The sequence below is a fragment of the Nocardioides silvaticus genome (genome assembly GCF_003160695.1).
Lineage (GTDB): Bacteria > Actinomycetota > Actinomycetes > Propionibacteriales > Nocardioidaceae > Nocardioides > Nocardioides silvaticus.
On record NZ_QGDD01000011.1, the window covers coordinates 102,383 to 124,198 of the forward strand.

General features: G+C 71.6%; 26 protein-coding genes and 2 tRNA genes. 18 read left to right on the forward strand and 10 right to left on the reverse strand.

Annotation, left to right across the window (positions count from 1 at the left end):
* Positions 1-36: 36 nt before the first annotated feature.
* The gene (locus DJ010_RS20085; RefSeq protein WP_109697121.1) at positions 37-771 is read right to left on the reverse strand and encodes a VIT1/CCC1 transporter family protein; all 735 of its coding nucleotides are present in this window, start codon (positions 769-771) and stop codon (positions 37-39) included.
* A gap of 154 nt (positions 772-925) precedes the next feature.
* Here DJ010_RS20085 and DJ010_RS20090 point away from each other — a divergent pair, with 154 nt between their 5' ends.
* The 7 genes from DJ010_RS20090 (at position 926) to DJ010_RS20120 (ending at position 6,120) form a co-directional block, all read left to right on the forward strand.
* Entirely contained in the window at positions 926-1,750 is an 825-nt protein-coding gene (locus DJ010_RS20090; protein ID WP_245927740.1) for a COG4280 domain-containing protein, read from the forward strand.
* A 3-nt stretch (positions 1,751-1,753) separates the two neighbouring features.
* Positions 1,754-1,990, forward strand: a complete 237-nt coding sequence (locus tag DJ010_RS20095) for a hypothetical protein (protein WP_109697123.1) — start codon at positions 1,754-1,756, stop codon at positions 1,988-1,990.
* Positions 1,991-1,999: 9 nt separating this feature from the next.
* Positions 2,000-2,638: an FMN-binding negative transcriptional regulator gene (locus DJ010_RS20100; protein ID WP_109697124.1), complete on the forward strand. Its 639-nt coding sequence runs from the start codon at positions 2,000-2,002 to the stop codon at positions 2,636-2,638.
* A complete protein-coding gene (locus DJ010_RS20105) occupies positions 2,635-3,906 on the forward strand; it encodes a hydroxymethylglutaryl-CoA reductase, degradative (protein ID WP_109697126.1) in 1,272 nt (423 codons plus the stop codon). Before DJ010_RS20100 ends, DJ010_RS20105 begins: the two co-directional genes overlap by 4 nt.
* A complete protein-coding gene (locus tag DJ010_RS20110) occupies positions 3,899-5,185 on the forward strand; it encodes a CaiB/BaiF CoA transferase family protein (protein WP_211318895.1) in 1,287 nt (428 codons plus the stop codon). Before DJ010_RS20105 ends, DJ010_RS20110 begins: the two co-directional genes overlap by 8 nt.
* On the forward strand, positions 5,185-5,973 hold the full coding sequence (locus DJ010_RS20115) for an enoyl-CoA hydratase/isomerase family protein (RefSeq protein WP_109697128.1): 789 nt from the start codon (positions 5,185-5,187) through the stop codon (positions 5,971-5,973). Before DJ010_RS20110 ends, DJ010_RS20115 begins: the two co-directional genes overlap by 1 nt.
* A 73-nt stretch (positions 5,974-6,046) precedes the next feature.
* A tRNA-Asp gene (locus DJ010_RS20120) sits at positions 6,047-6,120 on the forward strand.
* Between the two features lie 56 nt (positions 6,121-6,176).
* On the opposite strand, the gene DJ010_RS20125 is transcribed toward DJ010_RS20120, so the two are convergent.
* Positions 6,177-7,616, reverse strand: coding sequence for an NAD(P)/FAD-dependent oxidoreductase (locus DJ010_RS20125; protein WP_109697130.1), 1,440 nt, complete (start codon positions 7,614-7,616; stop codon positions 6,177-6,179).
* Between the two features lie 66 nt (positions 7,617-7,682).
* Here DJ010_RS20125 and DJ010_RS20130 point away from each other — a divergent pair, with 66 nt between their 5' ends.
* Positions 7,683-8,039, forward strand: coding sequence for a metallopeptidase family protein (locus tag DJ010_RS20130; protein WP_109697132.1), 357 nt, complete (start codon positions 7,683-7,685; stop codon positions 8,037-8,039).
* 82 nt (positions 8,040-8,121) lie between these two features.
* Here the strand turns inward: DJ010_RS20130 and DJ010_RS20135 are convergent, their stop codons facing one another.
* Genes DJ010_RS20135 through DJ010_RS20145 form a run of 3 tightly spaced genes read right to left on the reverse strand, consistent with a single transcriptional unit; the run spans position 8,122 to position 9,823 of the window.
* On the reverse strand, positions 8,122-8,454 hold the full coding sequence (locus DJ010_RS20135) for a fluoride efflux transporter FluC (RefSeq protein ID WP_158283079.1): 333 nt from the start codon (positions 8,452-8,454) through the stop codon (positions 8,122-8,124).
* Positions 8,451-8,846, reverse strand: coding sequence for a fluoride efflux transporter FluC (locus tag DJ010_RS20140; RefSeq protein WP_109697136.1), 396 nt, complete (start codon positions 8,844-8,846; stop codon positions 8,451-8,453). The genes DJ010_RS20135 and DJ010_RS20140 overlap by 4 nt, the downstream gene beginning before the upstream one ends.
* Entirely contained in the window at positions 8,843-9,823 is a 981-nt protein-coding gene (locus tag DJ010_RS20145) for an ATP-binding protein (RefSeq protein ID WP_109697138.1), read from the reverse strand. Before DJ010_RS20145 ends, DJ010_RS20140 begins: the two co-directional genes overlap by 4 nt.
* 274 nt (positions 9,824-10,097) lie before the next feature.
* On the opposite strand from DJ010_RS20145, the gene DJ010_RS20150 reads away from it, so the two are divergent.
* A complete protein-coding gene (locus DJ010_RS20150) occupies positions 10,098-11,603 on the forward strand; it encodes an NAD(P)/FAD-dependent oxidoreductase (protein WP_109697140.1) in 1,506 nt (501 codons plus the stop codon).
* 51 nt (positions 11,604-11,654) lie between these two features.
* Here the strand turns inward: DJ010_RS20150 and DJ010_RS20155 are convergent, their stop codons facing one another.
* Positions 11,655-12,338, reverse strand: coding sequence for a PaaI family thioesterase (locus tag DJ010_RS20155; RefSeq protein WP_245927741.1), 684 nt, complete (start codon positions 12,336-12,338; stop codon positions 11,655-11,657).
* A 74-nt stretch (positions 12,339-12,412) separates the two neighbouring features.
* Between DJ010_RS20155 and DJ010_RS20160 the strand changes: the two genes are divergently transcribed.
* Positions 12,413-12,961 carry a GNAT family N-acetyltransferase gene (locus tag DJ010_RS20160; protein ID WP_109697143.1) on the forward strand — a complete coding sequence of 183 codons (549 nt, stop codon included), beginning with the start codon at positions 12,413-12,415 and terminating at the stop codon, positions 12,959-12,961.
* Here DJ010_RS20160 and DJ010_RS20165 read toward each other — a convergent pair.
* Positions 12,945-13,811 (reverse strand): hypothetical protein, encoded by an 867-nt coding sequence (locus DJ010_RS20165; RefSeq protein WP_109697145.1) that lies wholly within the window; start codon positions 13,809-13,811, stop codon positions 12,945-12,947. The two genes, DJ010_RS20160 and DJ010_RS20165, sit on opposite strands and share 17 nt — an antisense overlap.
* Positions 13,812-13,947: 136 nt before the next feature.
* On the opposite strand from DJ010_RS20165, the gene DJ010_RS20170 reads away from it, so the two are divergent.
* On the forward strand, positions 13,948-14,343 hold the full coding sequence (locus tag DJ010_RS20170; protein WP_109697147.1) for a Fur family transcriptional regulator: 396 nt from the start codon (positions 13,948-13,950) through the stop codon (positions 14,341-14,343).
* Positions 14,344-14,355: 12 nt separating this feature from the next.
* On the opposite strand, the gene DJ010_RS20175 is transcribed toward DJ010_RS20170, so the two are convergent.
* From DJ010_RS20175 to DJ010_RS20185, 3 genes are all read right to left on the reverse strand, one after another.
* Complete coding sequence (locus tag DJ010_RS20175; protein WP_109697149.1) at positions 14,356-15,135, reverse strand: endo alpha-1,4 polygalactosaminidase; 780 nt, start codon at positions 15,133-15,135, stop codon at positions 14,356-14,358.
* A gap of 39 nt (positions 15,136-15,174) precedes the next feature.
* Positions 15,175-15,714 carry a hypothetical protein gene (locus DJ010_RS20180; RefSeq protein WP_109697151.1) on the reverse strand — a complete coding sequence of 180 codons (540 nt, stop codon included), beginning with the start codon at positions 15,712-15,714 and terminating at the stop codon, positions 15,175-15,177.
* A gap of 91 nt (positions 15,715-15,805) precedes the next feature.
* A tRNA-Lys gene (locus DJ010_RS20185) sits at positions 15,806-15,878 on the reverse strand.
* A gap of 342 nt (positions 15,879-16,220) precedes the next feature.
* Here DJ010_RS20185 and DJ010_RS20190 point away from each other — a divergent pair.
* From DJ010_RS20190 to DJ010_RS20215, 7 genes are all read left to right on the forward strand, one after another.
* Positions 16,221-16,424, forward strand: a complete 204-nt coding sequence (locus DJ010_RS20190; RefSeq protein WP_109697153.1) for a cold-shock protein — start codon at positions 16,221-16,223, stop codon at positions 16,422-16,424.
* Between the two features lie 228 nt (positions 16,425-16,652).
* A complete protein-coding gene (locus tag DJ010_RS22330; protein ID WP_170124669.1) occupies positions 16,653-16,802 on the forward strand; it encodes a hypothetical protein in 150 nt (49 codons plus the stop codon).
* Between the two features lie 74 nt (positions 16,803-16,876).
* Positions 16,877-17,185, forward strand: coding sequence for a metal-sensitive transcriptional regulator (locus tag DJ010_RS20195; protein WP_109697155.1), 309 nt, complete (start codon positions 16,877-16,879; stop codon positions 17,183-17,185).
* A complete protein-coding gene (locus DJ010_RS20200) occupies positions 17,182-17,388 on the forward strand; it encodes a heavy-metal-associated domain-containing protein (RefSeq protein WP_109697156.1) in 207 nt (68 codons plus the stop codon). Before DJ010_RS20195 ends, DJ010_RS20200 begins: the two co-directional genes overlap by 4 nt.
* Positions 17,388-18,287: a DUF8832 domain-containing protein gene (locus DJ010_RS20205; protein ID WP_211318896.1), complete on the forward strand. Its 900-nt coding sequence runs from the start codon at positions 17,388-17,390 to the stop codon at positions 18,285-18,287. Before DJ010_RS20200 ends, DJ010_RS20205 begins: the two co-directional genes overlap by 1 nt.
* Positions 18,277-20,544: a heavy metal translocating P-type ATPase gene (locus tag DJ010_RS20210; protein WP_109697158.1), complete on the forward strand. Its 2,268-nt coding sequence runs from the start codon at positions 18,277-18,279 to the stop codon at positions 20,542-20,544. Before DJ010_RS20205 ends, DJ010_RS20210 begins: the two co-directional genes overlap by 11 nt.
* A 144-nt stretch (positions 20,545-20,688) precedes the next feature.
* On the forward strand, positions 20,689-21,714 hold the full coding sequence (locus tag DJ010_RS20215; RefSeq protein ID WP_146207411.1) for a hypothetical protein: 1,026 nt from the start codon (positions 20,689-20,691) through the stop codon (positions 21,712-21,714).
* Positions 21,715-21,816 lie beyond the last annotated feature (102 nt).

A 21,816-nucleotide genomic window follows, 5' to 3' on the forward strand; every position in this document is an offset into this window, starting at 1 on the left:
CGTACTGATCAGCCGGCTCCCGCGGCGCGGTCTTCATCAGAGGACGCTGATCCCGAGGAGGGTGCCGGCGCCGTATGTGCAGGCCGCCGCCAGGGCGCCGTACCCCAGCTGCCGCAGGGCTCCCCACCACCAGGTGGTCGCGGTGAACGCGGAGGCGACCGCACCGGCCAGCAGCAGCCCGACCGCGCCGGCCGCCAGCCCGGCGGGCAGCGAGTCCGAGCCCGCGAGGTAGGGGAGGAGCGGCACCAGCGCGCCGATCGCGAACATGAGGAACGAGGAGATGGCGGCGGCTCCCGGGCTCGCCTTCTCCTCGGGGTCGAGCCCCAGCTCCTGCGCCACGTGGAGGCGGACGGCGCGCCGCGGGTCGCGGTGCACCTCGCCGGCCGCGGTCGCCGCGGTCCGTTCGGTCATGCCCATCCCCACGAACATCCCCGCCAGCTCGGCGACCTCGGCGCGCGGGTTCTCCGCGATCTCCTTGGCCTCGACCGCCACCTCCTTGTCGATCGCCTCGTTCTGCGTCGAGACCGACGCGTACTCACCGAGCGCCATCGAGAAGGCGCCCGCGACGAGGCCGGCGAGCCCGGCGGTGACGACGACCGTGGAGGAGGCGCCGGTCGCGCCGACGCCGGCGACGAGGGAGACGTTGGTGACCAGGCCGTCCATCGCGCCGAACGTCGCGGCCCGGAGCCAACCGCCGGAGATGTCGGTGTGGACGTGGCCGACCTCGTCGGCTCCGATGGGCTCGGTCTCGGGTCCGTCCGCTGGAGTCATGGACACAGGGGAGCCCCTGCCGCCCCTGCGCGCAAGCAAGGGAAGGCTGCTCTGGCCCCGCGTCGACGCGCCGGCTGAGCCTGACCACGCAGGCTCGATGAGCCTTCCGACAAGGTGGACCGCCGAACTTTGACGTTCAGCACATCCTTCGGCGATGCCGATCGTCGCCAGGATGGTGGCCATGCTCACCTCCGCCGAATGGGCCCTCGCCGTCACGGTGTTCATCGCCGCGATCGTCGAGCTGGTCGAGACGCTGACGATCGTCCTCGCGATCGGCCTCACCCGTGGTTGGCGCTCGACGCTGACCGGCGTCGCCTCCGCACTGCTGGCGCTCACGGCCTTCACCGCGATCGCCGGCTACTCGCTGGCGACCTGGCTCCCCGAGGCCGCCCTGCAGCTGGCCGTCGGCGCGCTGATGCTCGTCTTCGGGCTCCAGTGGCTCCGCAAGGCGGTGCTGCGGTCGAGTGGGCTGAAGTCGCTCCACGACGAGGAGGAGGAGTTCCGCGCGACGACCGAGGCGGCCCGCAAGGCGGGCACCGACACCCGGCTCGGCCTCGACTGGTTCGCGTTCGTCGTGGCCTTCAAGGGCGTCTTCCTCGAGGGCGTGGAGATCGTCTTCATCGTCATCACGTTCGGCCTCAGCGCCGACAGCATGCCGGTGGCGGTCATCGCCGCCTGCGCCGCCGCCGTCGTGGTCCTCGCGGCCGGTGTCGCGATCCACAAGCCGCTGTCCAACGTCCCCGAGAACACGCTCAAGTACGTCGTGGGCCTGCTGCTCGCGACGTTCGGCACCTACTGGTCGCTGGAGGGTCTCGGCATCTTCAGCGAGTCGAACGAGCCGTTGAGCTGGCTCGGGGACGACTGGGCGCTGGTCGGCCTGCTCGTCGCCTGGTTCGCGCTCTCCCGGGCGCTGGTCTGGCACTTCCGTCGCCAGGCGCCCGCGGCCACCGCACCCGTCCCGGCGACGCAGGAGGTCTGAGCAATGGACCGGATCGGCAGGTTCGTCCGCGGTTTCGGGCGGTTCTGGTACGACTTCATCGTCGGCGACGACCCGAAGATCGCGATCGCCGTCGCGGTCGTACTCGGGCTCGGGGCGGTGCTGGTCGGCACGGCCGGTGCGACCGGCGTCGGCGTCGTCGCCGCCCTCGCAGCGCTCCTGCTCGTCGCGTTCACCGTCGCGATGCTGGTGGACGTCGGCGCGTCCCGCCGGCGCGGCTGAGGGCCGACCGTGCTGAACCGCTCCGAGTACGCGTGGCCCGGCTCCGACGCGGACCTGGCGCGGCTGGTGGCGGCCCACCCCTGGGTCACGCTCGTCAGCGCGACCTCCCACGGCCTCGTCGTCTCGCCACTGCCGGTCGTGCCCGATCCGGGCGCGACCGGCGTCGCCCTCCTCGGCCACCTCGCGCGGACCGACGCCGAGGAGCACGAGGTCGGCGCGTGCGACGCGGTCGTGGTCGTGCAGGGGACGCACGGCTACATCAGCCCGTCCTGGTACGCCGGCGGACCCTACGTGCCGACCTGGAACTACGTGACCGCGCACCTGCACGGCCGGCTCGAGGTGCTCGACGCCGCGGCGACGTACGACGTCCTCGAGCGCACCGTCGACCACTTCGAGTCGGCACGGCCCCGGCCGTTCCGTCTCAGCGACGTGCAGGCCTACGCCGACCGGCTCGCGCCGGCCGTCGTCGGCTTCCGCCTCGCCCCCAGCCGGGTCGACGCGAAGGCGAAGCTCAGCCAGGACAAGCCGGTCGAGGACCGGGCGGGCGTGCTCCGGGGGCTCGAGGACCCCGACGACGTCCACGGCGACCGACGGCTCGCCACCGTGATGCGGGCGGGTGGGATCCCGCCCCGGGAGGGAGAGGCATGACCAGCAGCCGGATGAGCGGCTTCCGCGACCTCGGGGTCGAGGAGCGTCGGAAGCAGGTGGCCGCGTTCGCCGGCCTCGCGGACGAGGACCTCCGGGTGCTCGACCCCGGGCACGGCCTCCTCCTCGAGCAGGCCGAGCACATGGTCGAGAACGTCGTCGGGGTGCTCGGGATCCCGGTCGGCATCGCGACCAACTTCGTGGTCGGCGGCCGCGAGGTCCTGGTGCCGATGGCGACCGAGGAGCCCAGCGTGGTGGCGGCGGCGAGCAACCTGGCGCGGATGACCCGCGACCACGGCGGCTTCATCACCAGCGCCACCCCGCCGCTGATGCAGGCGCAGATCCAGGTGCTCGACGTGCCGGACCCGGCCGCCGCCCGCCAGCGTCTGCTGGTCGCGGCGCCGGAGCTGATGGCGCTCGCCGACGAGCAGGACCCGGCGCTGGTGGCGTTCGGCGGCGGCGTGCGCGACCTGGTCGTCCGGGAGGTGCCGTCCTCGCGGCAGACGTACGTCGTCGTCCACCTCGTCGTCGACGTCCGCGACGCCATGGGCGCCAACGCGGTCAACACGATGGCGGAGGCGGTCGCGCCGCGGGTCGCCGAGATCGCCGGTGGCCGGACGCTGCTGCGGATCCTCACCAACAAGGCCGACCGCAGGGTCACCCGGGTCTCCGCGGTCTTCGACCGCGACCTGCTCGGGGGGCCGGAGGTGGTGGAGAACATGCTCGACGCCGCCGAGCTCGCGGTCGCCGACCCCTATCGGGCGGCCACCCACAACAAGGGCATCATGAACGGCATCACCGCCGTCGTGCTGGCGACCGGCAACGACACCCGGGCCGTCGAGGCGGGCGCCCACTCGCACGCGATCACGCCGGACGGGCGCTACACGTCGATGTCGCGCTACGAGCGGACCGCCGACGGGCACCTCGTCGGCACCCTCGAGCTGCCGATGCCGGTCGGCCTGGTGGGCGGTGCGACCAAGGTCCACCCGACGGCCCGCGCCAACGTCGCGATCACCGGCGTGACCACCGCGGCCGAGCTCGCCGAGATCATCCTCGCGGTCGGCCTCGCGCAGAACGCCGGCGCGCTGCGGGCGCTGGCCACCGAGGGGATCCAGCGCGGCCACATGTCCCTCCACGCGCGCAACGTCGCCGCCGCCGCCGGCGCCCGGCCGGAGGAGATCGCCGTCGTCGTCGAGCGGATGGTGGCCGAGCGAGCGATCCGGGCGGAGTTCGCAGAGCAGGTCCTCGCGGAGATGCGCAGCCGTGGCTGACGCCGGAGGCACCGCACCGTCGCTCGCCGAGCAGCTCGCCGGCCTGCTCGTCGACGGGGCCACGTCGAAGGCGGGCGGCGCGCTCAGCGGGATCGTCGTCCTCGACGTCACCCGGGTCGTGGCCGGTCCGCTGTGCTCGATGATCCTCGCCGACCTCGGCGCTACGGTGATCAAGGTCGAGCACCCCGCCGATCCTGACTACACCCGGGCGTTCCCGCCGCAGCTGCACGCCGGCGACGGCACCTCGTTCAGCGCGTTCTTCGCCCAGTTCAACCGCGGCAAGCTCGCGATCACGCTCGACCTCGGCACCGACGACGGCAAGCAGGTGCTCCGTGACCTGGCCGCGCGCGCCGACGTGCTGGTCGAGAACTTCCGCGCGGGCACGATGGACAGGCTGGGCGTCGGCTACGACGCGCTGCGCGAGGTGAACCCGCGGCTCGTCTACACCGCCGTCTCGGGCTACGGGCAGACCGGCCCCTACCGGCGACGACCCGCCTTCGACAACAGCGCCCAGGCCACCGGCGGCCTCTGGTCGATGAACGGGGTCCCGGGGCAGCCGCCGATCCGGGTCGGGACCATCATCGGCGACCTGGCCGCCACCTTCTACGCGACGATCGGCACGCTCGCCGCGCTGCGCCACGCCGAGCGGACCGGGCAGGGGCAGCTGGTCGACATCTCCCAGCAGGACTCGGTGCTCAGCCTCACCGAGAACGCCGTGGTCACCTACACCGTCGACGGGAAGGTCGCCGAGCCGCTCGGCAACCAGCACCCGTTCGTGCGGCCCTACGGGCTCTTCCCCTGCAAGGACGGGCACGTCTTCTTCGGCGGCTACACCGACAAGTTCTGGCGGTTGAGCTGCGAGCTGTTCGGCGAGCCGGAGCTCGCCGACGACCCCGAGATCGACACGATGGCCAAACGCTTCGACGAGGAGACCTACCGCCGGCGGGTGGAGCCGGTCGTGCAGGGCTGGTTCGAGCACCGCACCAAGGCCGAGCTCGAGTGGATCGCCGCCGACGTGGTGCCGCTCAGCGGCGTGAAGGACATCGCCGAGGTCGTCGAGGACCCGCAGATCGCGGCCCGGGACATGATCGTCGACGTCGACTACGGCGACTTCGGCCGGCTCAGCATGGTCGGTTCCCCGCTCAAGCTCAGCGAGACCCCGGCCGCCCCGGCGGCGCTGGCACCACCGCTCGGTGCGCACACCGCGGAGGTGCTCCGGCTGGTCTGCGGTGCCACAGCCGAGCGGATCGAGCAGCTCCGGGGCGACGGGACCATCTGATGGGCACGGTCTCCTACGAGGTCGCCGACGGGATCGCCCTGGTCACGATCGACCGCCCGGACAAGCTGAACGCCCTCACCCTGCCGATGTACGACGGGCTCGGGTGCGCCTTCGACCGCGCTCGTGACGACGACGGGGTGGGTGTGGTGGTCCTGACCGGTGCGGGCGACCGCGCCTTCTGCGTCGGCGCCGACCTGCACGAGTCGATCCCGGCGCTCGCCGACGGCCGTTTCGACATCTCGCACTGGGACGGCGCCCACCAGAAGCACAGCTCGCTCCACAAGCCGGTCGTTGCCGCGGTGAACGGGCTGTGCCTCGGGGGCGGCTTCGAGATCATGCTGTCCACCGACCTGCGCATCTGCAGCGAGCGCGCGCGCTTCGCCCTCCCCGAGGCGGGGGTCGGCGTCGTACCCGCCGGCGGCACCCTGGTCCGGCTCACTCGGCAGGTCGGCTACGCGCACGCGATGGAGCTGCTCCTGCTCGGCGACCAGGTCGACGCGGCCGACGCGTTCCGGATCGGCCTGGTCAACCGGGTGGTGCCGCACGAGCAGGTGCTGGCCACGGCCCTCGACACCGCCCGCCGGCTGCTCACCCGCAGCGGGACCGCGCTCGAGGTGATCAAGGCGAGCGTCCGTCAGCTCGCCGACATGCCGGTCGAGGCGGCGTTCCACGCCGAGGCGCTCTACGGCCAGCAGGCGTTCGCCTCCGCCGACGCGAAGGAGGGCCTCGCGGCCTTCGCCGAGCGCAGGCCGCCCCGCTTCCCGACCCGCGCCGCGGTCGGTTCCTGACCCGGCGCCCTCGATTGGGTGGCGTCGGCCACGATGGGTTAGAGTTCCCACCGCTTCACACGGAGCGACGCAAGGCCCCGTAGCGCAGTTGGTTAGCGCGCCGCCCTGTCACGGCGGAGGCCGCGGGTTCGAGTCCCGTCGGGGTCGCCCAGAGCGAACGAAGCTCCTGCCGACAGGCAGGAGCTTCGCCCATTTCCAGGGGCTCAGATGGTCGGCCCGGTGCTGACGGCCACCCCGCGCTGCTTCTCGTCGGTGAGCCGCGCCTCCTCGGCCGCCTGCTGCTCGAGCTCGGTCCGCACCCGGTTCCACTCCTCCGGCGAGGATGCCAGCGCCCTGGTGCCGCCCTGGATCCGCTCGATCGCGCGGCGGGCGTAGACCTGCTGCTCGGTCACCGCGCGCTCGGCGCGGCCGCGGCCCAGGAAGCTCACCGCCCAGTGGCCGAGCGCGGTGACGCGGTTCTTGAACCCGGTCAGGTAGACCAGGTGCAGGGCGAGCCAGGCCAGCCAGGCGAGGAACCCCGACAGCCGGAACTTCTTGATCAGCACGACCGCGCTGAACCGCGAGATCGTCGCCATCGAGCCCTTGTCGAAGTACTTGAACGCCGGCATCGGGTCCTTGCCACCGAGGCGCCGGGTGATGGTCTTCGCGGAGTACTTTGCACCCTGGATCGCCACCTGGGCCACGCCGGGCAGGTTGTCGAGCGCCATCATGTCGCCGATGACGAACACCTCGGGATAGCCGGGCAGCGTCAGGTCCGGGTTGACGGCGATCCGGCCGGCCCGGTCGAGCGGCGCCCCGGTCTGCTCCGAGAGCGTCTTGGTGAGCGCGTTGGCCTGCACGCCGGCGGCCCACACCTTGCAGGCGGACTCCACGCGCTGCGTCGTACCGTCCTTGAACTGGAGGGTGACCCCGCGCTCGTCGAGCTCGGTGACCATCGCGCCGAGCACCACCTCGACCCCGTGCTGCTCCAGCGACTTCTTGGCGACCTCGCCCAGCTTGGACCCGAACGGCGGCAGCACCTGCGGCGCCGCGTCGACGAGCAGCACCCGCGCCTCGCGGGTGTTGATCGCACGGAAGTCGCGCTGCAGCACCCGCTGCGAGAGCTCGGCGATCTGGCCGGCCATCTCGACGCCGGTGGGGCCGGCGCCGACTACGACGAACGTCAGCTGCCGGGTGATCTCCTCCTCGGTCTCGGCCAGCTCCGCGAGCTCGAACGCGCCGAAGATCCGGCCGCGCAGCTCGAGGGCGTCGTCGATGCTCTTCATGCCGGGCGCGAACTCGGCGAACTGGTCGTTGCCGAAGTACGACTGCCCGGCGCCGGCCGCGACGACGAGCGAGTCGTAGGCGGTCGTCGTCATCCGGCCGCCGATGTGGGAGCTGACGGTCTGCGCGGTGAGGTCGATCGCGTCGACGGTGCCGAGGATGACCCGCACGTTCTTCTGCCGGGCGAGGACCTCCCGGGTGGGCGGAGCGATCTCGCCCTGGGACAGGATCCCCGTCGCCACCTGGTAGAGCAGCGGCTGGAACAGGTGGTGGGTGGTGCGGGAGATGAGGGTGACGTCGACGTCGGCGCGCCGCAGCGCCTTCGCCGTGAACAGCCCGCCGAATCCCGAACCGATGACGACGACGTGGTGCCTGGCCATGAGAGTCCTTCCACCGAGGTGCCCTGAGGGCAGTCTGTCAGGATCGGACGCGAGGAGGGGTGCCCGATGCCCGTGCAGATGAGCCCGGAGGAGTTCGACGCCATCGTCGACGCGGCCCTGGACGAGATCCCCGACGAGCTCGCCGGCCTGGTGCGCAACGTCGTGGTGCTCGTCGAGGAGGAGCCGCCCGACGACCAGCCCGACGACCTGCTCGGCCTCTACGACGGCGTCGCCCTCACCGAGCGCGACAGCTCGATCCTCCCCCTGGGCCCGGACCGGATCTTCCTCTTCCGCGGCCCCCTGCTCGACATGTGCGACGACGAGGAGGACCTCGCCGAGGAGATCCGGATCACCGTCGTCCACGAGGTCGCCCACCACTTCGGCATCGACGACGAGCGGTTGCACCAGCTCGGCTACGCCTGACGGGGGTGGGGGAGTCGGGAGGGAGATAGTCCCTGACGAAAAGCACCCGAAACACGCGGATCGAGGTGCCTTTCGTCAGGGACTATCGCCCCGCCGCCACGAACCCGAGCGTGGTCGCGGCGAGACCGAGCCCGAGGGTGAGGACGGCGTACGTCGTGCCGGGGCGCAGACCGAGGTCGCGGGTCTGCACCGCGAACGAGGAGTACGTCGACATCCCGCCGCAGAACCCGACGCCGACCAGGGCGAGGGCGTTGCCGTCGAGCGACCAGCCGACGCAGAGGCCCAGCAGCAGGGAGGCCGCGACGTTGGCCGCGAGGACGCCCCAGGGCAGCGCACCGTCGTACCGCCGCCCGAGCGCGAAGCGCAGCGGGGCGCCCACGGCCGCGCCGGCGGCGACGCACAGCGTGGCGATCACCGCTCCTCGTCCCGGGGCAGCGGGGGAGCGAACCGACCGACGAGGAGAACCGCGAGCAGGCAGGCGCCCAGCGTGCCGAGGAGGTACGACGCCGCGAGGGCCGCGTCGCCGTCGGCGAGCAGCGCGCGTCCCTGCTCGCTGGTGGCCGAGAAGGTGGTGAACCCGCCGAGCAGACCGGGTCCGAGGGCGGCCGCCCAGGTCTCCGACCGCCGGGCGAGCGGGATCAGTCCCAAGCCGGCGAGGAGGGCGCAGCCGACGACGTTGACGCCGAAGGTGGTCCAGGGAAACCCGGCCCCGTCGGGAGCTACCTCGCCGGCCAGGTGGCGGAGCACGGCGCCGACGGCGCCGCCCGCGGCCACCGCGACGAGCAGTCGCGGGGCCCCTTCGGTCACGACCTGATCGTAGGACCGGTGCTGGAGCTGCCCGACCAGGGCTGCGGCGCGGCGCCCGCGGCCTGCCGGCGGAACTCGCTGAGGAACCAGATCTGGAAGGCCCGCTGCTCGGGGGTGCGCGGTGCGGTCAGCAGGCGCTCCTCGCGGCTGAACTCGTCGGCGGCGTCGAGCAGGTCGATCAGGTCGCCGATCTGGCGGGCGACCGGCGGGGGCATCCGCAGCCGGAGGTCGATCGTCTCGCGGCCGGCCTCGAGGGCCTCGTCCACCTGTTCCCGCCCCATGTTGCTGCGCAGCGGTCGCTCGAGGGCGTTGAAGTGGTCGGAGAGCACCGAGGCCAGCGGGTAGTCGTCGCGGTGCGCCAGCGCGAGCAGCCGGATCTCGCGGCGCAGGTCGCGGTGGTGGCGTTGAAAGCGGGCGAACGCCTCGACCGGCACGCCCATGATCTGGATCGCGACCTCGCCCATCCGGGTGCGCGGCTCACCGGTCTCGGGGGGTGCCATCAGCTGGAAGTCGGGCCCGGCGCCCTCGCTGAACTCACTGGCGGGCTCGAACCAGACCGTCTTGCCGTCCTCCTCGACGATCGCGCCCCAGGCCAGGGACGCCCGGGCGACGATGTCGAGCCCGCGGCCGAACCCGCTCAGCTCGGAGAGGTCGAGGTCCTCCAGGGCGCCGCTGTCGAAGGCGTCGAGGTCGAAGGCGTCGAGGTCGATGCCGCCGCCCCGCGAGCCGGGCTGCGGCGGCGTCACCGACGCGTCGCTGACCTCGATCCGCGGGTGCTCGTCGGTGCCGCGCAGCTGCAGCCGGATCGGCGGCTCGGCGTGGAGCACGGCGTTCGTCACCAGCTCGGACACGCCCAGCTCGGCGCACTCCACCAGGTCGGGGCGGTCGATGGCCTGGCAGGTTCGAACCGCCCACCGACGTGCTTCCTGCACGCTCTGGGGACCGGTGGTCAGGGTCAGGACCTGCCGGTGCGGCAACGTGGAACCCCTTCCTCTGGTCCGGCGCCCGAGCGATTGGAGGATCGGCATGTGGGGGACCGACCCGCGAATCCAGGGTCACGTACCCCGGTCTGCCACCCGTCAAACATTCAATCGCAGAAGATTCTGCTGGGTCTCGGACCCGAAATCAGGGATCTCCGGGTCTCCGCGTCCTGTGACCGAGCAGACAGCCCGGAACGGGGTCGCGCTTTTGGGTGCGGCCCCTGCGCGGCGGGAAAATGGGTACACACCGGTAAAGACCAGGAGGCTCCCCATGACCGACGCGTCGTCGACACCGGACCGCGCGCTCGTCCCGCGCTCGGACCGGCACCAGGTCGTGGTCATCGGCTCCGGCTTCGGCGGGCTCTTCGGCACCAAGGCCCTCAAGGGTGCCGACGTCGACGTCACGATGATCGCGAAGACCAGCCACCACCTGTTCCAGCCGCTGCTGTACCAGGTCGCCACGGGCATCCTCTCCGAGGGAGAGATCGCCCCACCGACCCGCGAGGTGCTGGCCCGGCAGAAGAACGCGCAGGTGCTGCTCGGCGAGGTCACCGGCATCGACCTCGAGGCCCGCACGGTCACCTCGCACGTCCTCGGCCGCGAGCTGACGACGCCGTACGACTCCCTGATCGTCGCCGCGGGCGCCGGCCAGTCCTACTTCGGCAACGACCAGTTCGCCGAGTTCGCCCCCGGCATGAAGAGCATCGACGACGCGCTCGAGCTGCGCGGCCGGATCTTCGGCGCGTTCGAGATGGCCGAGCTCGGCGCCTCGCGCGGCGAGAACGTCGACCACCTGCTCACCTTCGTCGTCGTCGGCGCCGGCCCCACGGGGGTGGAGATGGCCGGCCAGATCGCCGAGCTCGCCCACCGCACGCTGACCCGCGACTTCCGCGCGATCAGCAGCCACCACGCCCGCGTCCTCCTCGTCGACGCCGCCCCGCAGGTGCTGCCGCCGTTCGGGGCCCGGCTCGGCACGTGGACCAAGAAGAAGCTCGAGGACCTCGGGGTCGAGGTCATGCTGGGCGCGCTCGTCTCCGACGTCGACGAGCGCGGTCTCGTGGTCAAGCACAAGGACGGCCGCGAGGAGCGGATCGACGCGGTCACCAAGGTGTGGGCCGCGGGCGTCCAGGCCAGCCCGCTCGGCAAGCAGCTCTCGGAGCAGACCGGCGCACCCCTGGACCGCGCCGGCCGGATCGCCGTCAACCCCGACCTGACGCTGCCCGGCTACCCGGAGGTCTTCGTCGTCGGCGACATGATCTCCCTCGACAACCTTCCGGGCGTCGCCCAGGTCGCGATCCAGGGCGCGAAGTACGCCGCCAAGGAGATCGACGGCCGGCTGCACGGCAAGGCCCCGCAGCGGCCCTTCAAGTACTTCGACAAGGGCTCGATGGCGATCGTGAGCCGGTTCCGTGCCGTCGCCGTCGTCGGCAAGCTGCGGCTCACCGGGTTCATCGCCTGGCTGATGTGGCTGGCGGTCCACCTCTTCTACATCACCGGGTTCAAGAGCCGGGTCACGGCGGTCCTGCACTGGCTGGTCTCGTTCCTCGGCCGGGGTCGCTCCGAGCGCACCGCGACCGAGCAGCAGATCTTCGCCCGGATCGCCCTCAAGCGGCTCGACCGTGGCGCGTCCGACCTGGTCTCCGCGCCGGGTGAGTACGACGCCGAGGCCGAGCGGGTACGACGCGAGGAGCTCGAGCGCCAGGCACTCGAGGAGGTCCGGCTCACCGACGAGCAGGCGCGCGGCGTGAAGTCCACCCCGGTCGGCTCCTCGGTCTGACGTCGCCTCCTCGAGCTGTTCGAGCTGCGCGAGCTGGTCGAGCTGCGCGCGCTACTCGAGCTCGAAGCTGGCCTCGGTCGCCTCCGCGGCCGCGCGGAACCGGTCGAGGTCGCGCGCCCACCTGGGCAGGATGAAGACGCCCTCGGCCTCGGCCGTCACGTCGCCCTCGGCGTCGATCAGCCGACCCTTGCCCCAGGTCTTGATGCCCTCACGGCGGTCGACCCAGGCCTCGCAGCGCAGGTCGCCCAGCTTCGTGCCCTTGCGGTAGACGATCGTCAGCGTGCCGGTCATCCCGGGCCGGCCGCTGGTGCTGACGGCGTGGCCGAGCACCTGGTCGAGCATCAGCGAGATCACCCCGCCGTGCACGAGCCCGGGCGGCCCCTCGTAGGCGGCCCCGAGCCGGAAGTCGCTCCACGCCCGGCCGTTGCCGTCGGTGTGGATGGCGAGCGGCGGGGCGATCGGGTTGCGCAGGCCCATCACGGCGTTGCCCCAGTTGCGGCCGCGCTTGCCGTCGGCGCGGAACCGCACGCCGTACGACCCGTCGAGCTGCTTCTTGCGCAGCCGTTCGACGAGAGCCTCGACCTCGGCCTGGGCGGCGCGGATCTCCTCGGGGTCGACCTCGGTCCGGATCGTGACGTCGACCAGCTCCCGCACGGCGTCGGTGAACGGCCCGAAGACCGCCGCCTCGGCCGCGATCTCCTCGTCGGTCGCTTCCTCCATCTGGAACCGGGTCATGGCCGCCACACTAGAACAGGTTCTCGGCCGGAAAACCCGGTGCGACCAGCGTCACGTCCTGATGGGATCGGGGCATGACAGCGCTCGTCCTGCCCGGCATCCGGTGGTTCCCCAGCTGGGCCGCGACCCTGGAGGACTTCGGCGACGGCGTGATGCACGGGTCCGGCTACTGGAACCTCGGGCGACCGCTCGAGCCGACCGAGGAGTGCTGCAAGGACCTGCTAGCTGCGTTGGCCGAGGCCAGCACCGCGGACCCCGACGTGCAGGTGATCCCCGGCAGCGGCCGGGTCGCGTCGACGTACTACTGGATCACCTCCGGCGACGGCGGGGACGACGACGAGGTGATCGGGTTCCTCAACCTGCGCCACGAGCTCAACGACTGGCTGCGCGAGGAGGGCGGGCACATCGGCTACTCGATCCGACCCGCGCGCCGGCGCCAGGGTCACGCGACGCGCGCGCTCGACCTCGGCGTACGACGTGCCGGCGAGCTCGGCATCGACCGGGTGCTCGTCACCTGCGATACCGACAACCTCGCCTCGGCGCGCACGATCGAAGCCGGCGGCGGCGTCTTCGAGGACGTCCGCAACGACAAGCGGCGCTACTGGATCACGCCGCCGGCGTAGCCCTCTCGGTCTGCGGCCGCAGGTCCGGCCGGACCCGGTGCAGCACGGTGGTGAACCGGTGCGGGTCGACCATGCTCGCGTCGATGACGAGCAGCGGCTCGTCGTGCCGCTCGATGAAGACCTTCCAGCCGCGCTTGCCGGGGCGGCCCTCGACGAGCACCGGCGTGTAGGGGCTGGCCAGGTCGACCACCTCGAACCGGCCGTTGCGGATCAGCTCCAGCTGGCCGTGGATGACCGCCATCTCGGTCACCGCCATGCTGGCGCGGACGCCCCAGATCAGCAGCGCCAGCAGCGCGAAGAGGACGAGCACGCCGTAGCTCGCGGTGGTCCGGTCCTCGTAGGCGAGGTAGCCCGCGAACACCGTCACCGCGGCGACGCCGAGGAAGACGATCGTGACGCCGGCCCGCACGCCCTTCTTGGGCTTGAACACCTGGTTGGTGGAGCGGCTCGCGGTGAGCTCCTCCTCGTGCTCCGGCGTCGAGGCGTACGGCGACTGCCCGCCCGGCGTCGCGCCGGGCCGCGGCGGCGGCGTCGGGAACGCCTTCGCCGGGTCGGCGGGGGTGTCGTCGGAGGAAGCGGCCGGCGTCTTCGCGGCCGGCTGGTAGGGCTCGGGCCAGCGGGTGGCGACCGGCGGTGCCGGCTCCACCAGCGCGTCGAGCACCTGCTGCCCGGCCTCGCGAGCGCTGGGCACGGTCAGCTGGCGCGGGTCCACCGTCCCCGGCAGGTCCACGCGGTGCTTCCCGCCGCGGACCGGGTCGCCGAGCTCCTCGGCGTACGTCGCTCGCTTCGCCAGCCACCGGCGGATCGCGTCGGTGTCCGCGCCGAAGTCCATCTCGTCAAGCTCCCCCATGACGAGGCCTCCCTTCCTCCGGAGAAAGGGTACGGCAGGTGGACGTGGGGCGTGGCCGGTTCCGACCGGCCGGGCGGTAGATTGAGAGCGACTCTCAATCGGGAGACCCGGACGATCCAGTAGCGAGGAGGCGTGGATGACCGACAACCCGACGTCGCTGCGGCCGACCCGCCAGCGCCGGGCGATCACCGAGGCGCTGGCCGACGCCGCCGACTTCCAGAGCGCCCAGGACATCCACGACGCGTTGCGGCACGCCGGGGACAAGGTGGGGCTGGCGACGGTCTACCGCACGCTGCAGGCGATGGCCGAGGCCGGCGAGGTCGACGTGCTCCAGGGCACCGGGGGCGAGTCGGTCTACCGCCGCTGCAGCACCCACCACCATCACCACCTGGTCTGCCGCTCCTGCGGTCGGACGGTCGAGGTGACCGGCCCCGCCGTCGAGACCTGGGCCGACGCGGTCGCCCGCGAGCACGACTTCGCCGAGGTCAGCCACAGCCTGGAGCTGTTCGGCATCTGTGCCGACTGCCGCTGAGCCGTCCTGAGGTCAGCACCACTGGTGTGGGCTGTCCGGGCCGGGGGAGAGCGCGTAGTCGCGGAGCACGACCGGCCACCGCTCGCCGTACGCCCTGCAGGTGCGGTCGAAGAAGCGCTTGCGGTACTCGATGGCCAGCACGTGGTCGCCGTACGACGCCGCATAGCTGCCGCACTCCCGCCACTGCCCGCACGACTCGGACACGGCGAAGTCGAAGCCGGCCTTCGAACCGTCCCACTCCGCCCAGTTCTTCTGCCCCACCGGTAGCCCTGCGTCGTGCGCCCGGTCGACCAGCAGCCGGGCGAACGCCTTCGCGTGCCGCGGCTTGACCAGCCGGTGGCTGCGGCTGAACGAGTCGAGGTTGTCGTACTCGACCGCGTCGAAGCCGTCCGTCGCGCACCCCTCGGTCCACCGGCCGATGATCCTGGCCAGCGCACGGCGCTTGGGCGCGGTGCGGATGTCGAGCAGCCACTCACCCCACACCGAGTCGACCACCGGACGGCCCTCGTCCTTGAGCACCAGCCGCCAGTGCTGGCGCTTCCAGAACCGGCGCTCGTCCGGCTGGGTCTGGAACCCGTTGACGTAGCAGACGTTGTAACGGCCCTCGAGCGGCTCGGCCGTGCGGTCCCTGACGACGATGCCGACGTCCTCCGGCACCCCGTCCCACACCCCGCCGAGCTGGTAGTCGACGTCCTGGTCCGGCTCGAACAGCGGCCCGGGGGCGGCATGAGCCGGCGCCGCGACGGCGAGCGTGACGAACAGCGTCACCACGCCCACCCATCGCTGTCGCACCTGGACGACTCTAGGGCGTGCCCGGAAGTCGGCGCCGGTTCAGGGCGCGGTGACCGTCCAGGTGCCGAAGGCGTACGGCTCCTCTCCGGTGTCGGCCTGGACCGGGGCGAAGCCGGCGATGCCGGACGTGTAGGAGTAGCCGTAGAGCGTCTCGATCTCGCTCTCGTCGTCGACGTAGATGCAGAGGTAGCCGGGGGCGGCCTGGCCTTCGCCGGGGCAGTTGGCGGGGTCCGGGTCGTCGGACGTGTCGATGATGTTGGCGTCGTCGATGGCGGTCGTCAGCAACATCGGGTACTGCGCGGTCCACGAGATCCAACCGGTGTTGGGGGCGCCGCCACCCTTCGCGCCGGCGGCCGAGAAGACGCCGGACATGGACTTGCCGGGCGGGAGGACGCCGACCTTCGTGGTCGGGCCGAGCGTCTTCTCGTTGACGTCCTTGCCGGTGATGGAGTTGTTCACGATGTCGCCGCCGTCGACCTTGTTCTTGCCGGGCAGGGCCTCGACCGGGCCGACCAGGGCGACGGCGAGCGCGGCCGAAGCCACGCCGAACGTGACGTAGGGAAGGGTCTTGCTGTTCATGGAGCACCTCCGCAGAGCATGGGGTGAGGACGTGCGTCATCCTGCCAACTCCGGGCGTGACCGGCGGATAGCCCGATCGGGTGGTTTTCGGTAGGCCCCGTGGGACTCGAACCCACAACCTAAGGATTAAAAGTCCTCAGCTCTGCCAATTGAGCTAGGGGCCCGCGGCCGCGGTCGTCGTACGGCCGAGGTGAAGTATCGCAGGGGTCGTCCCCGCGCCCCGAACGGCCGCCCGTCGGCGTACGCCGGACTCCGCCGCGTAACCGAACCTTCACACCGTTTGTCGAGATCCCTGCGTGCGGGGAGGTTCCGCTGGGGGCTGGGGTTGGTAGTGTCATCGGTGCAACGGATGCAGTTCTCGAAGGTTTGACGCCTGCGGAGTCTGTGGCCAACGGCGTATCTGGTTTGTGGTGTCACCAATCACGGGTCGGAGCGACGTGTCATCGCATCCGGAGTGGGTCGCCGAGGTGGCGGCTCTCGCCCCGACAATAGGAGTAACGAGCACAATGGCTCAGGGCACCGTGAAGTGGTTCAGCGCCGAGAAGGGCTTCGGTTTCATCGAGCAGGAGGGCGGCGGCGACGACGTCTTCGTGCACTACTCGGCGATCCAGTCCTCCGGTTACAAGTCGCTGGAGGACAACCAGAAGGTCGAGTTCGACGTCACCCAGGGTCCGAAGGGCCCCCAGGCGGAGAACGTTCGTCCTCTCTGATCCGCAAGGATCGGTCCGGGGCGAGCCCCGGGATCTCGGGAGACATCAGTCTTCGGATGAGGCCCTGCCGGGCGACCGGCAGGGCCTCATCAAAATTTTCCTGACATTTCGGGTTTCTCTCCCCTTACGTTGGGCACGATGGCACTGAAGTTGCATCGTGGTCTCGGGACACGAGGGAGTTCCCGACATCAAATCGCAGTTCCACACTCGGGAGGCAAGGCAGTCGTGGTGGACCCGTTCGACGTAGCGCTGGAAGACGCCGACCTGCTCGTCGAGGTCGAGATGACCACCAGCCTCATCATCGCTGCGTCCGCCTCAGACGGACCCCTCCCGCTCGACGAGATCGACAAGATCCTCGGCGTGCGCCAGGCCTCGTAGCCGGCAGCTCCCGCGACGTCCCCGCACATCGAGGGCGTCGCTTCTTGCCGCTTGACTTAATACCATAGGGGGGTATGGTTTCTCTTGTGGAACACGAACACGAGCACGGCTACCTCGGCCACAAGGACGACCACCTGAAGCGGCTGCGCCGCATCGAGGGTCAGACGCGTGGCCTGCAGCGGATGGTCGAGGAGGAGAAGTACTGCATCGACATCCTCACCCAGGTGTCGGCAGTGACCAGCGCACTGCAGTCCTTCTCCATCCAGCTCCTCGAGGAGCACATGAACCACTGCGTGGTCGACGCCGCGCGGGCCGGCGACGCCGAGGCCCGCGAGAAGGTCACCGAAGCCATCGCCGCCATCAACAGATTGGTCCGATCATGAGCGAGCAGAACACCTACCAGGTCTCCGGCATGACGTGCGCGCACTGCGTCGCGTCCGTGACCGAGGAGATCAGCGAGATCCCGGGCGTCGAGTCGGTCGACGTCACCCTCGAGACCGGTGCGGTCGTCGTGACCAGCGCTGCCCCCGTCGCCCGCGAGGCCGTCGCCGACGCCGTCTCCGAGGCCGGCTACACCCTCGTGTGATGAACACCTGGCAGCGGACGCTGACGTACGGCGTCGCCCTGGTCGCCGTCTTCGGCGTCGCGATCGGCGTCGGCCGGCTGGCCGGCCCGATCGAGGCGGACACCGAGGAGCACGGCCACGACGGCGAGCGCGTGCACCTCGACCCGGCCGCCGCCACCTACGAGCTGGACCTCGAGCAGGACGTGCTCGAGAGCGGCCGGCCGGAGGTCGCGTTCCGGGTGCTCGACGCGCGCGGGGAGCCGGTGACGTCGTACGACGTGCAGCACGAGAAGCAGCTGCACCTGATCGCCGTACGGCGCGACCTGGCGGAGTTCCGCCACGTCCACCCGCGCCTCGACGCCTCGACCGGCCGGTGGTCGGTGCCGGTCGACCTCGACGCCGGAGCCTGGCGGCTCTACGCCGACTTCGCGCCGGCCGGCGCCGAGCCGGCGCTCGCCGAGGCCGACCTGATGGTCGGCGGCTCGTTCGACCCGCAGGAGCTCGGGCCGGACACCACGACCTCGCGGGTCGACGGGTTCGAGGTTCACCTCGAGCGCGACGCCGAGACCTCGATGGTGACCCTGCACGTGACCCGGGGCGGCGAGGACGTCACCGACCTGCAGCCCTACCTCGGCGCCTACGGCCACCTGGTGGCCATCCGCGCCGACGACCTCGGCTACCTGCACGTGCACCCCGAGGAGGGGGAGCCCGGGCCGGAGGTCGGCTTCCACGCCGAGTTCGCCGAGCCCGGGCGCTACCGGCTGTTCCTCGACTTCAAGCACGGCGGCCGGGTGCACACCGCGGACTTCACGATCACCGTCGAGGGGTCCGGCGACCACGACGACTCCGGCGACCACGATGGCTCCGGCGACCACGACGACTCCGGCGACCACGAGGAGGAGGGCGGTCATGGCCACTGAGATCCGCGAGGCCGAGACGCTCATCGAGCTGGACCTCGACATCACCGGGATGACCTGCGCCTCGTGCGCCCACCGCATCGAGCGCAAGCTCAACAAGCTCGACGGCGTGTCCGCGACCGTCAACTACGCCACCGAGCGGGCGACCGTGAGCGCGCCCGCAGCCGTCGACGAGAGCACTCTGCTCGACACCGTGGCCGCCGCGGGCTACGGCGCGAAGGTGCGCCGGCCGCTCGAGGCCACGGACGCGGACGACGCCGATGGCGAGGTGCCTGCCGACCCCGAGCTCACGGCCCTGCGCAACCGGCTCTTCGGCGCGATCGCGCTGACCGTCCCGGTGATCGCCGTGGCGATGGTGCCGGCGCTGCAGTTCGAGTACTGGCAGTGGGCCTCCCTCACCCTCGCCGCCCCGGTCGCGACCTGGGGCGCGTGGCCGTTCCACCGCGCCGCCTGGGCCAACCTGCGCCACGGCGCGGCGACGATGGACACCCTGGTGTCGCTCGGCGTGCTGGCCGCGTTCGGCTGGTCGCTGGTCGCGCTGTTCTGGGGCGACGCGGGCGTGCCGGGCATGACCCACCCGTTCGACCTGGTCCCCGACCGGGGTGATGGGCCGGCGTCGGGCCTGGGCGACATCTACCTCGAGACCGCGGCGGGGGTCACGACGTTCCTGCTCGCGGGGCGCTACTTCGAGAAGCGGTCGAAGCGCCGGGCCGGCGACGCGCTGCGCGCGCTGGCGGACCTCGGCGCGCGCGAGGTCGCCGTACTCCCGGACGGGCCGGAGGGCCCCGAGACCCTGGTCCCGGCCGGTCGGCTCGCGGCCGGCGACCTGTTCGTCGTACGCCCCGGGGAGAAGGTCGCCACCGACGGCGAGGTCGTCACCGGCCACTCCGCGGTGGACGCGTCGATGCTCACCGGCGAGTCGGTGCCGGTCGAGGTCGGCCCGGGGGACGAGGTCGTCGGTGCGACCGTCAACAGCGCCGGACGGCTCGTCGTCCGCGCCACCCGGGTCGGCGCCGACACCCACCTCGCCCAGCTCGCGAAGCTGGTCGAGGACGCGCAGGCCGGCAAGGCGAAGGCACAGCGGCTCGCCGACCGGATCTCCGGTGTCTTCGTGCCGGTCGTGATCGCGCTGGCCGTCGGCACGCTCGGCTTCTGGCTTGGCGCGGACGCCGGCTGGGAGATCGCGCTGACCGCCGCCGTCGCCGTGCTGATCATCGCCTGCCCGTGCGCCCTCGGCCTGGCCACGCCGACCGCCCTGATGGTCGGCACCGGGCGGGGCGCGCAGCTCGGCATCCTGATCCGCGGCCCCGAGGTGCTCGAGGCGACCCGCGAGGTCGACACCGTGGTGCTCGACAAGACCGGCACGGTGACGACCGGCGACATGCGCCTCACCGAGCTCGTGACCGACGGCGCCCCCGACGACGAGGTGCGGCGGGTCGCCGCCACCCTCGAGTCCGGCTCCGAGCACCCCATCGCGCGGGCGATCGCCGCCGGTGCCCCGACCGGCACGCTGACGGACTTCGTCAACGAGCCCGGCCTGGGGGTGACCGGTGCGGTGGACGGCCGCGCCGCCGTGATCGGCCGCGCCGGCTTCCTGACCGGCCGCGGTCTCACCATCCCCGACGCGCTCGCCGACGCCGTGGACGCGGCCGAGGGTCGCGGTGCCACGCCGGTGCTGGTCGGCTGGTCCGGCCGGGCGTACGGCGTGCTCGTGGTGGCCGACACCGTCAAGGACTCCTCCGTCGAGGCGGTCCGCCGGCTCCGCGACCTCGGGCTGCGTCCGGTGCTGCTGACCGGCGACAACGAGCGCGCGGCCCGCGCCGTCGCGACCGAGGTCGGGATCGAGGAGGTCCGCGCCGGCGTACTCCCTGCCGACAAGGTCGCCTACGTCCGCGCCCTCCAGGACGAGGGCCGGGTCGTCGCCATGGTCGGCGACGGCGTCAACGACGCCGCCGCCCTCGCGCAGGCCGACCTCGGCATCGCGATGGGCACCGGCACCGACGTCGCCCGCGAGGCCAGCGACCTGACGATCGTCTCCGGCGACCTCACGGTGGCGGCCGACGCCGTCCGCCTCTCCCGGCGCACCCTCGGCACCATCCGCGGCAACCTGTTCTGGGCCTTCGCCTACAACGTCGCCGCCCTGCCCCTCGCCGCCGCCGCCCTCCTCAACCCGATGCTCGCCGGCGCCGCCATGGCCGCCTCCAGCGTCTTCGTCGTCACCAACAGCCTCCGGTTGCGGCGCTTCCGGCCGCTGGGGTAGCTGGGGGCGGAAGGGCGATAGTCCCTGACGAAAAGCACCTCGTTCGGGCCAGATCGGGTGCTTTTCGTCAGGGACTATCCGCCGTAAACCGCGACCCTGTGGAGGAGCGCCCCACGCTCGTGCGGTTTGGCGCACCCTCGGCGGGTGGAGTCGAACGAGGACGTGCGCCAGGGGCTGGTCCGTCCCGTGCGCCTCGATCCCCGTGGGCTGACGGGACCGACGCGGGGGCAGGCGCGCGGACCTAACTGGCGACGGAGCAGCCATGGTCTCTACCTGCCCGTGGACGTTGACCATGGCACCGTGGAGCAACGGATACTGGAGGCAGCAGCGGTCCTTCCTGCATCCGGCGCAGTCACAGGCTGGGCGGCGCTCAGATGGATGGGAGCGACGTGGCTCTCGGGCAAGGGTCGCGATGGCTCGCTCCTTCCGGTCCCGCTGCTCATCAGCACTCACGACATCCGCACCCAGCCAGGTCTGCTGCTCTCGGGCGAAGGGTGCGCGCCGGAGGTGGTTCAACGCATCGACGGCGTGCCCGTCACCAATGCTGCGTGGTCGACTGCCTTCGCGATGCGGTATGCCTCCGACCTACGTGATGCGGTGATCGTCTTCGACATGGCCGCGTTCAACGACCTCGTCTCGATCGAGGAGATAACAGCGCAGCTCGCAGCCCAGGCAGCATGGACGGGCGTTCCGCAAGGCCGGAAGGCCCTCCCGTTCTGCGGGGAGAACAGCTGGTCGCCGATGGAGTCAGACACGAAGTGCCTGTGGGTTCCTGTCGGAGGATTCCCCATGCCCCTGCAGAACCGACCGATCTTCGACGCGCGCGGCCGGCACATCGGAACTCCGGACCTGCTCGACCCGACCTCAGGAGTCATTGGTGAGTACGACGGGCCAGATCATCTCCGCCCCGAGCAGCGGGTGAGGGACATCAACCGTGAGGCCCGCTTCCGCGACCATCACCTCGAAGTTGTCGTGCGCTCGGCGGGGGAGTCTCCCAGCAGCTTCCTCCACCGGCTCGCATCTGCGTACGAGCGGGCCGGCCGACGACGTACCCCGCGAAGCTGGACAATCGAGCCGCCCGACTGGTGGACGCCGACGGTGACCGTCGCGCAGCGTCGCGCCCTCACTCCCGAGCAGCGGGCTCGGCTGCTCAGGTTTCGGACACGGTGAGGGCCCCAAACCGAGATAGTCCCTGACGAAAAGCACCTGAATCAGCCCTCGGGAGGTGCTTTTCGTCAGGGACTATCCGCCCCACCGAACCGCCCCCGACCA

Coding starts and splice junctions, on each gene's coding strand:
- DJ010_RS20125 (WP_109697130.1), bottom strand. CDS start 7,616: ATGGCCAGGCACCACGTCGTCGTCATCGGTTCGGGATTCGGCGGGCTG.
- DJ010_RS20085 (WP_109697121.1), bottom strand. CDS start 771: ATGACTCCAGCGGACGGACCCGAGACCGAGCCCATCGGAGCCGACGAG.
- DJ010_RS20095 (WP_109697123.1), top strand. CDS start 1,754: ATGGACCGGATCGGCAGGTTCGTCCGCGGTTTCGGGCGGTTCTGGTAC.
- DJ010_RS20160 (WP_109697143.1), top strand. CDS start 12,413: ATGACAGCGCTCGTCCTGCCCGGCATCCGGTGGTTCCCCAGCTGGGCC.
- DJ010_RS20205 (WP_211318896.1), top strand. CDS start 17,388: ATGAACACCTGGCAGCGGACGCTGACGTACGGCGTCGCCCTGGTCGCC.
- DJ010_RS20105 (WP_109697126.1), top strand. CDS start 2,635: ATGACCAGCAGCCGGATGAGCGGCTTCCGCGACCTCGGGGTCGAGGAG.
- DJ010_RS20195 (WP_109697155.1), top strand. CDS start 16,877: ATGGTTTCTCTTGTGGAACACGAACACGAGCACGGCTACCTCGGCCAC.
- DJ010_RS20165 (WP_109697145.1), bottom strand. CDS start 13,811: ATGGGGGAGCTTGACGAGATGGACTTCGGCGCGGACACCGACGCGATC.
- DJ010_RS20130 (WP_109697132.1), top strand. CDS start 7,683: ATGCCCGTGCAGATGAGCCCGGAGGAGTTCGACGCCATCGTCGACGCG.
- DJ010_RS20155 (WP_245927741.1), bottom strand. CDS start 12,338: ATGACCCGGTTCCAGATGGAGGAAGCGACCGACGAGGAGATCGCGGCC.
- DJ010_RS20170 (WP_109697147.1), top strand. CDS start 13,948: ATGACCGACAACCCGACGTCGCTGCGGCCGACCCGCCAGCGCCGGGCG.
- DJ010_RS20190 (WP_109697153.1), top strand. CDS start 16,221: ATGGCTCAGGGCACCGTGAAGTGGTTCAGCGCCGAGAAGGGCTTCGGT.
- DJ010_RS20150 (WP_109697140.1), top strand. CDS start 10,098: ATGACCGACGCGTCGTCGACACCGGACCGCGCGCTCGTCCCGCGCTCG.
- DJ010_RS20115 (WP_109697128.1), top strand. CDS start 5,185: ATGGGCACGGTCTCCTACGAGGTCGCCGACGGGATCGCCCTGGTCACG.
- DJ010_RS20210 (WP_109697158.1), top strand. CDS start 18,277: ATGGCCACTGAGATCCGCGAGGCCGAGACGCTCATCGAGCTGGACCTC.
- DJ010_RS20200 (WP_109697156.1), top strand. CDS start 17,182: ATGAGCGAGCAGAACACCTACCAGGTCTCCGGCATGACGTGCGCGCAC.
- DJ010_RS20090 (WP_245927740.1), top strand. CDS start 926: ATGCCGATCGTCGCCAGGATGGTGGCCATGCTCACCTCCGCCGAATGG.
- DJ010_RS20180 (WP_109697151.1), bottom strand. CDS start 15,714: ATGAACAGCAAGACCCTTCCCTACGTCACGTTCGGCGTGGCTTCGGCC.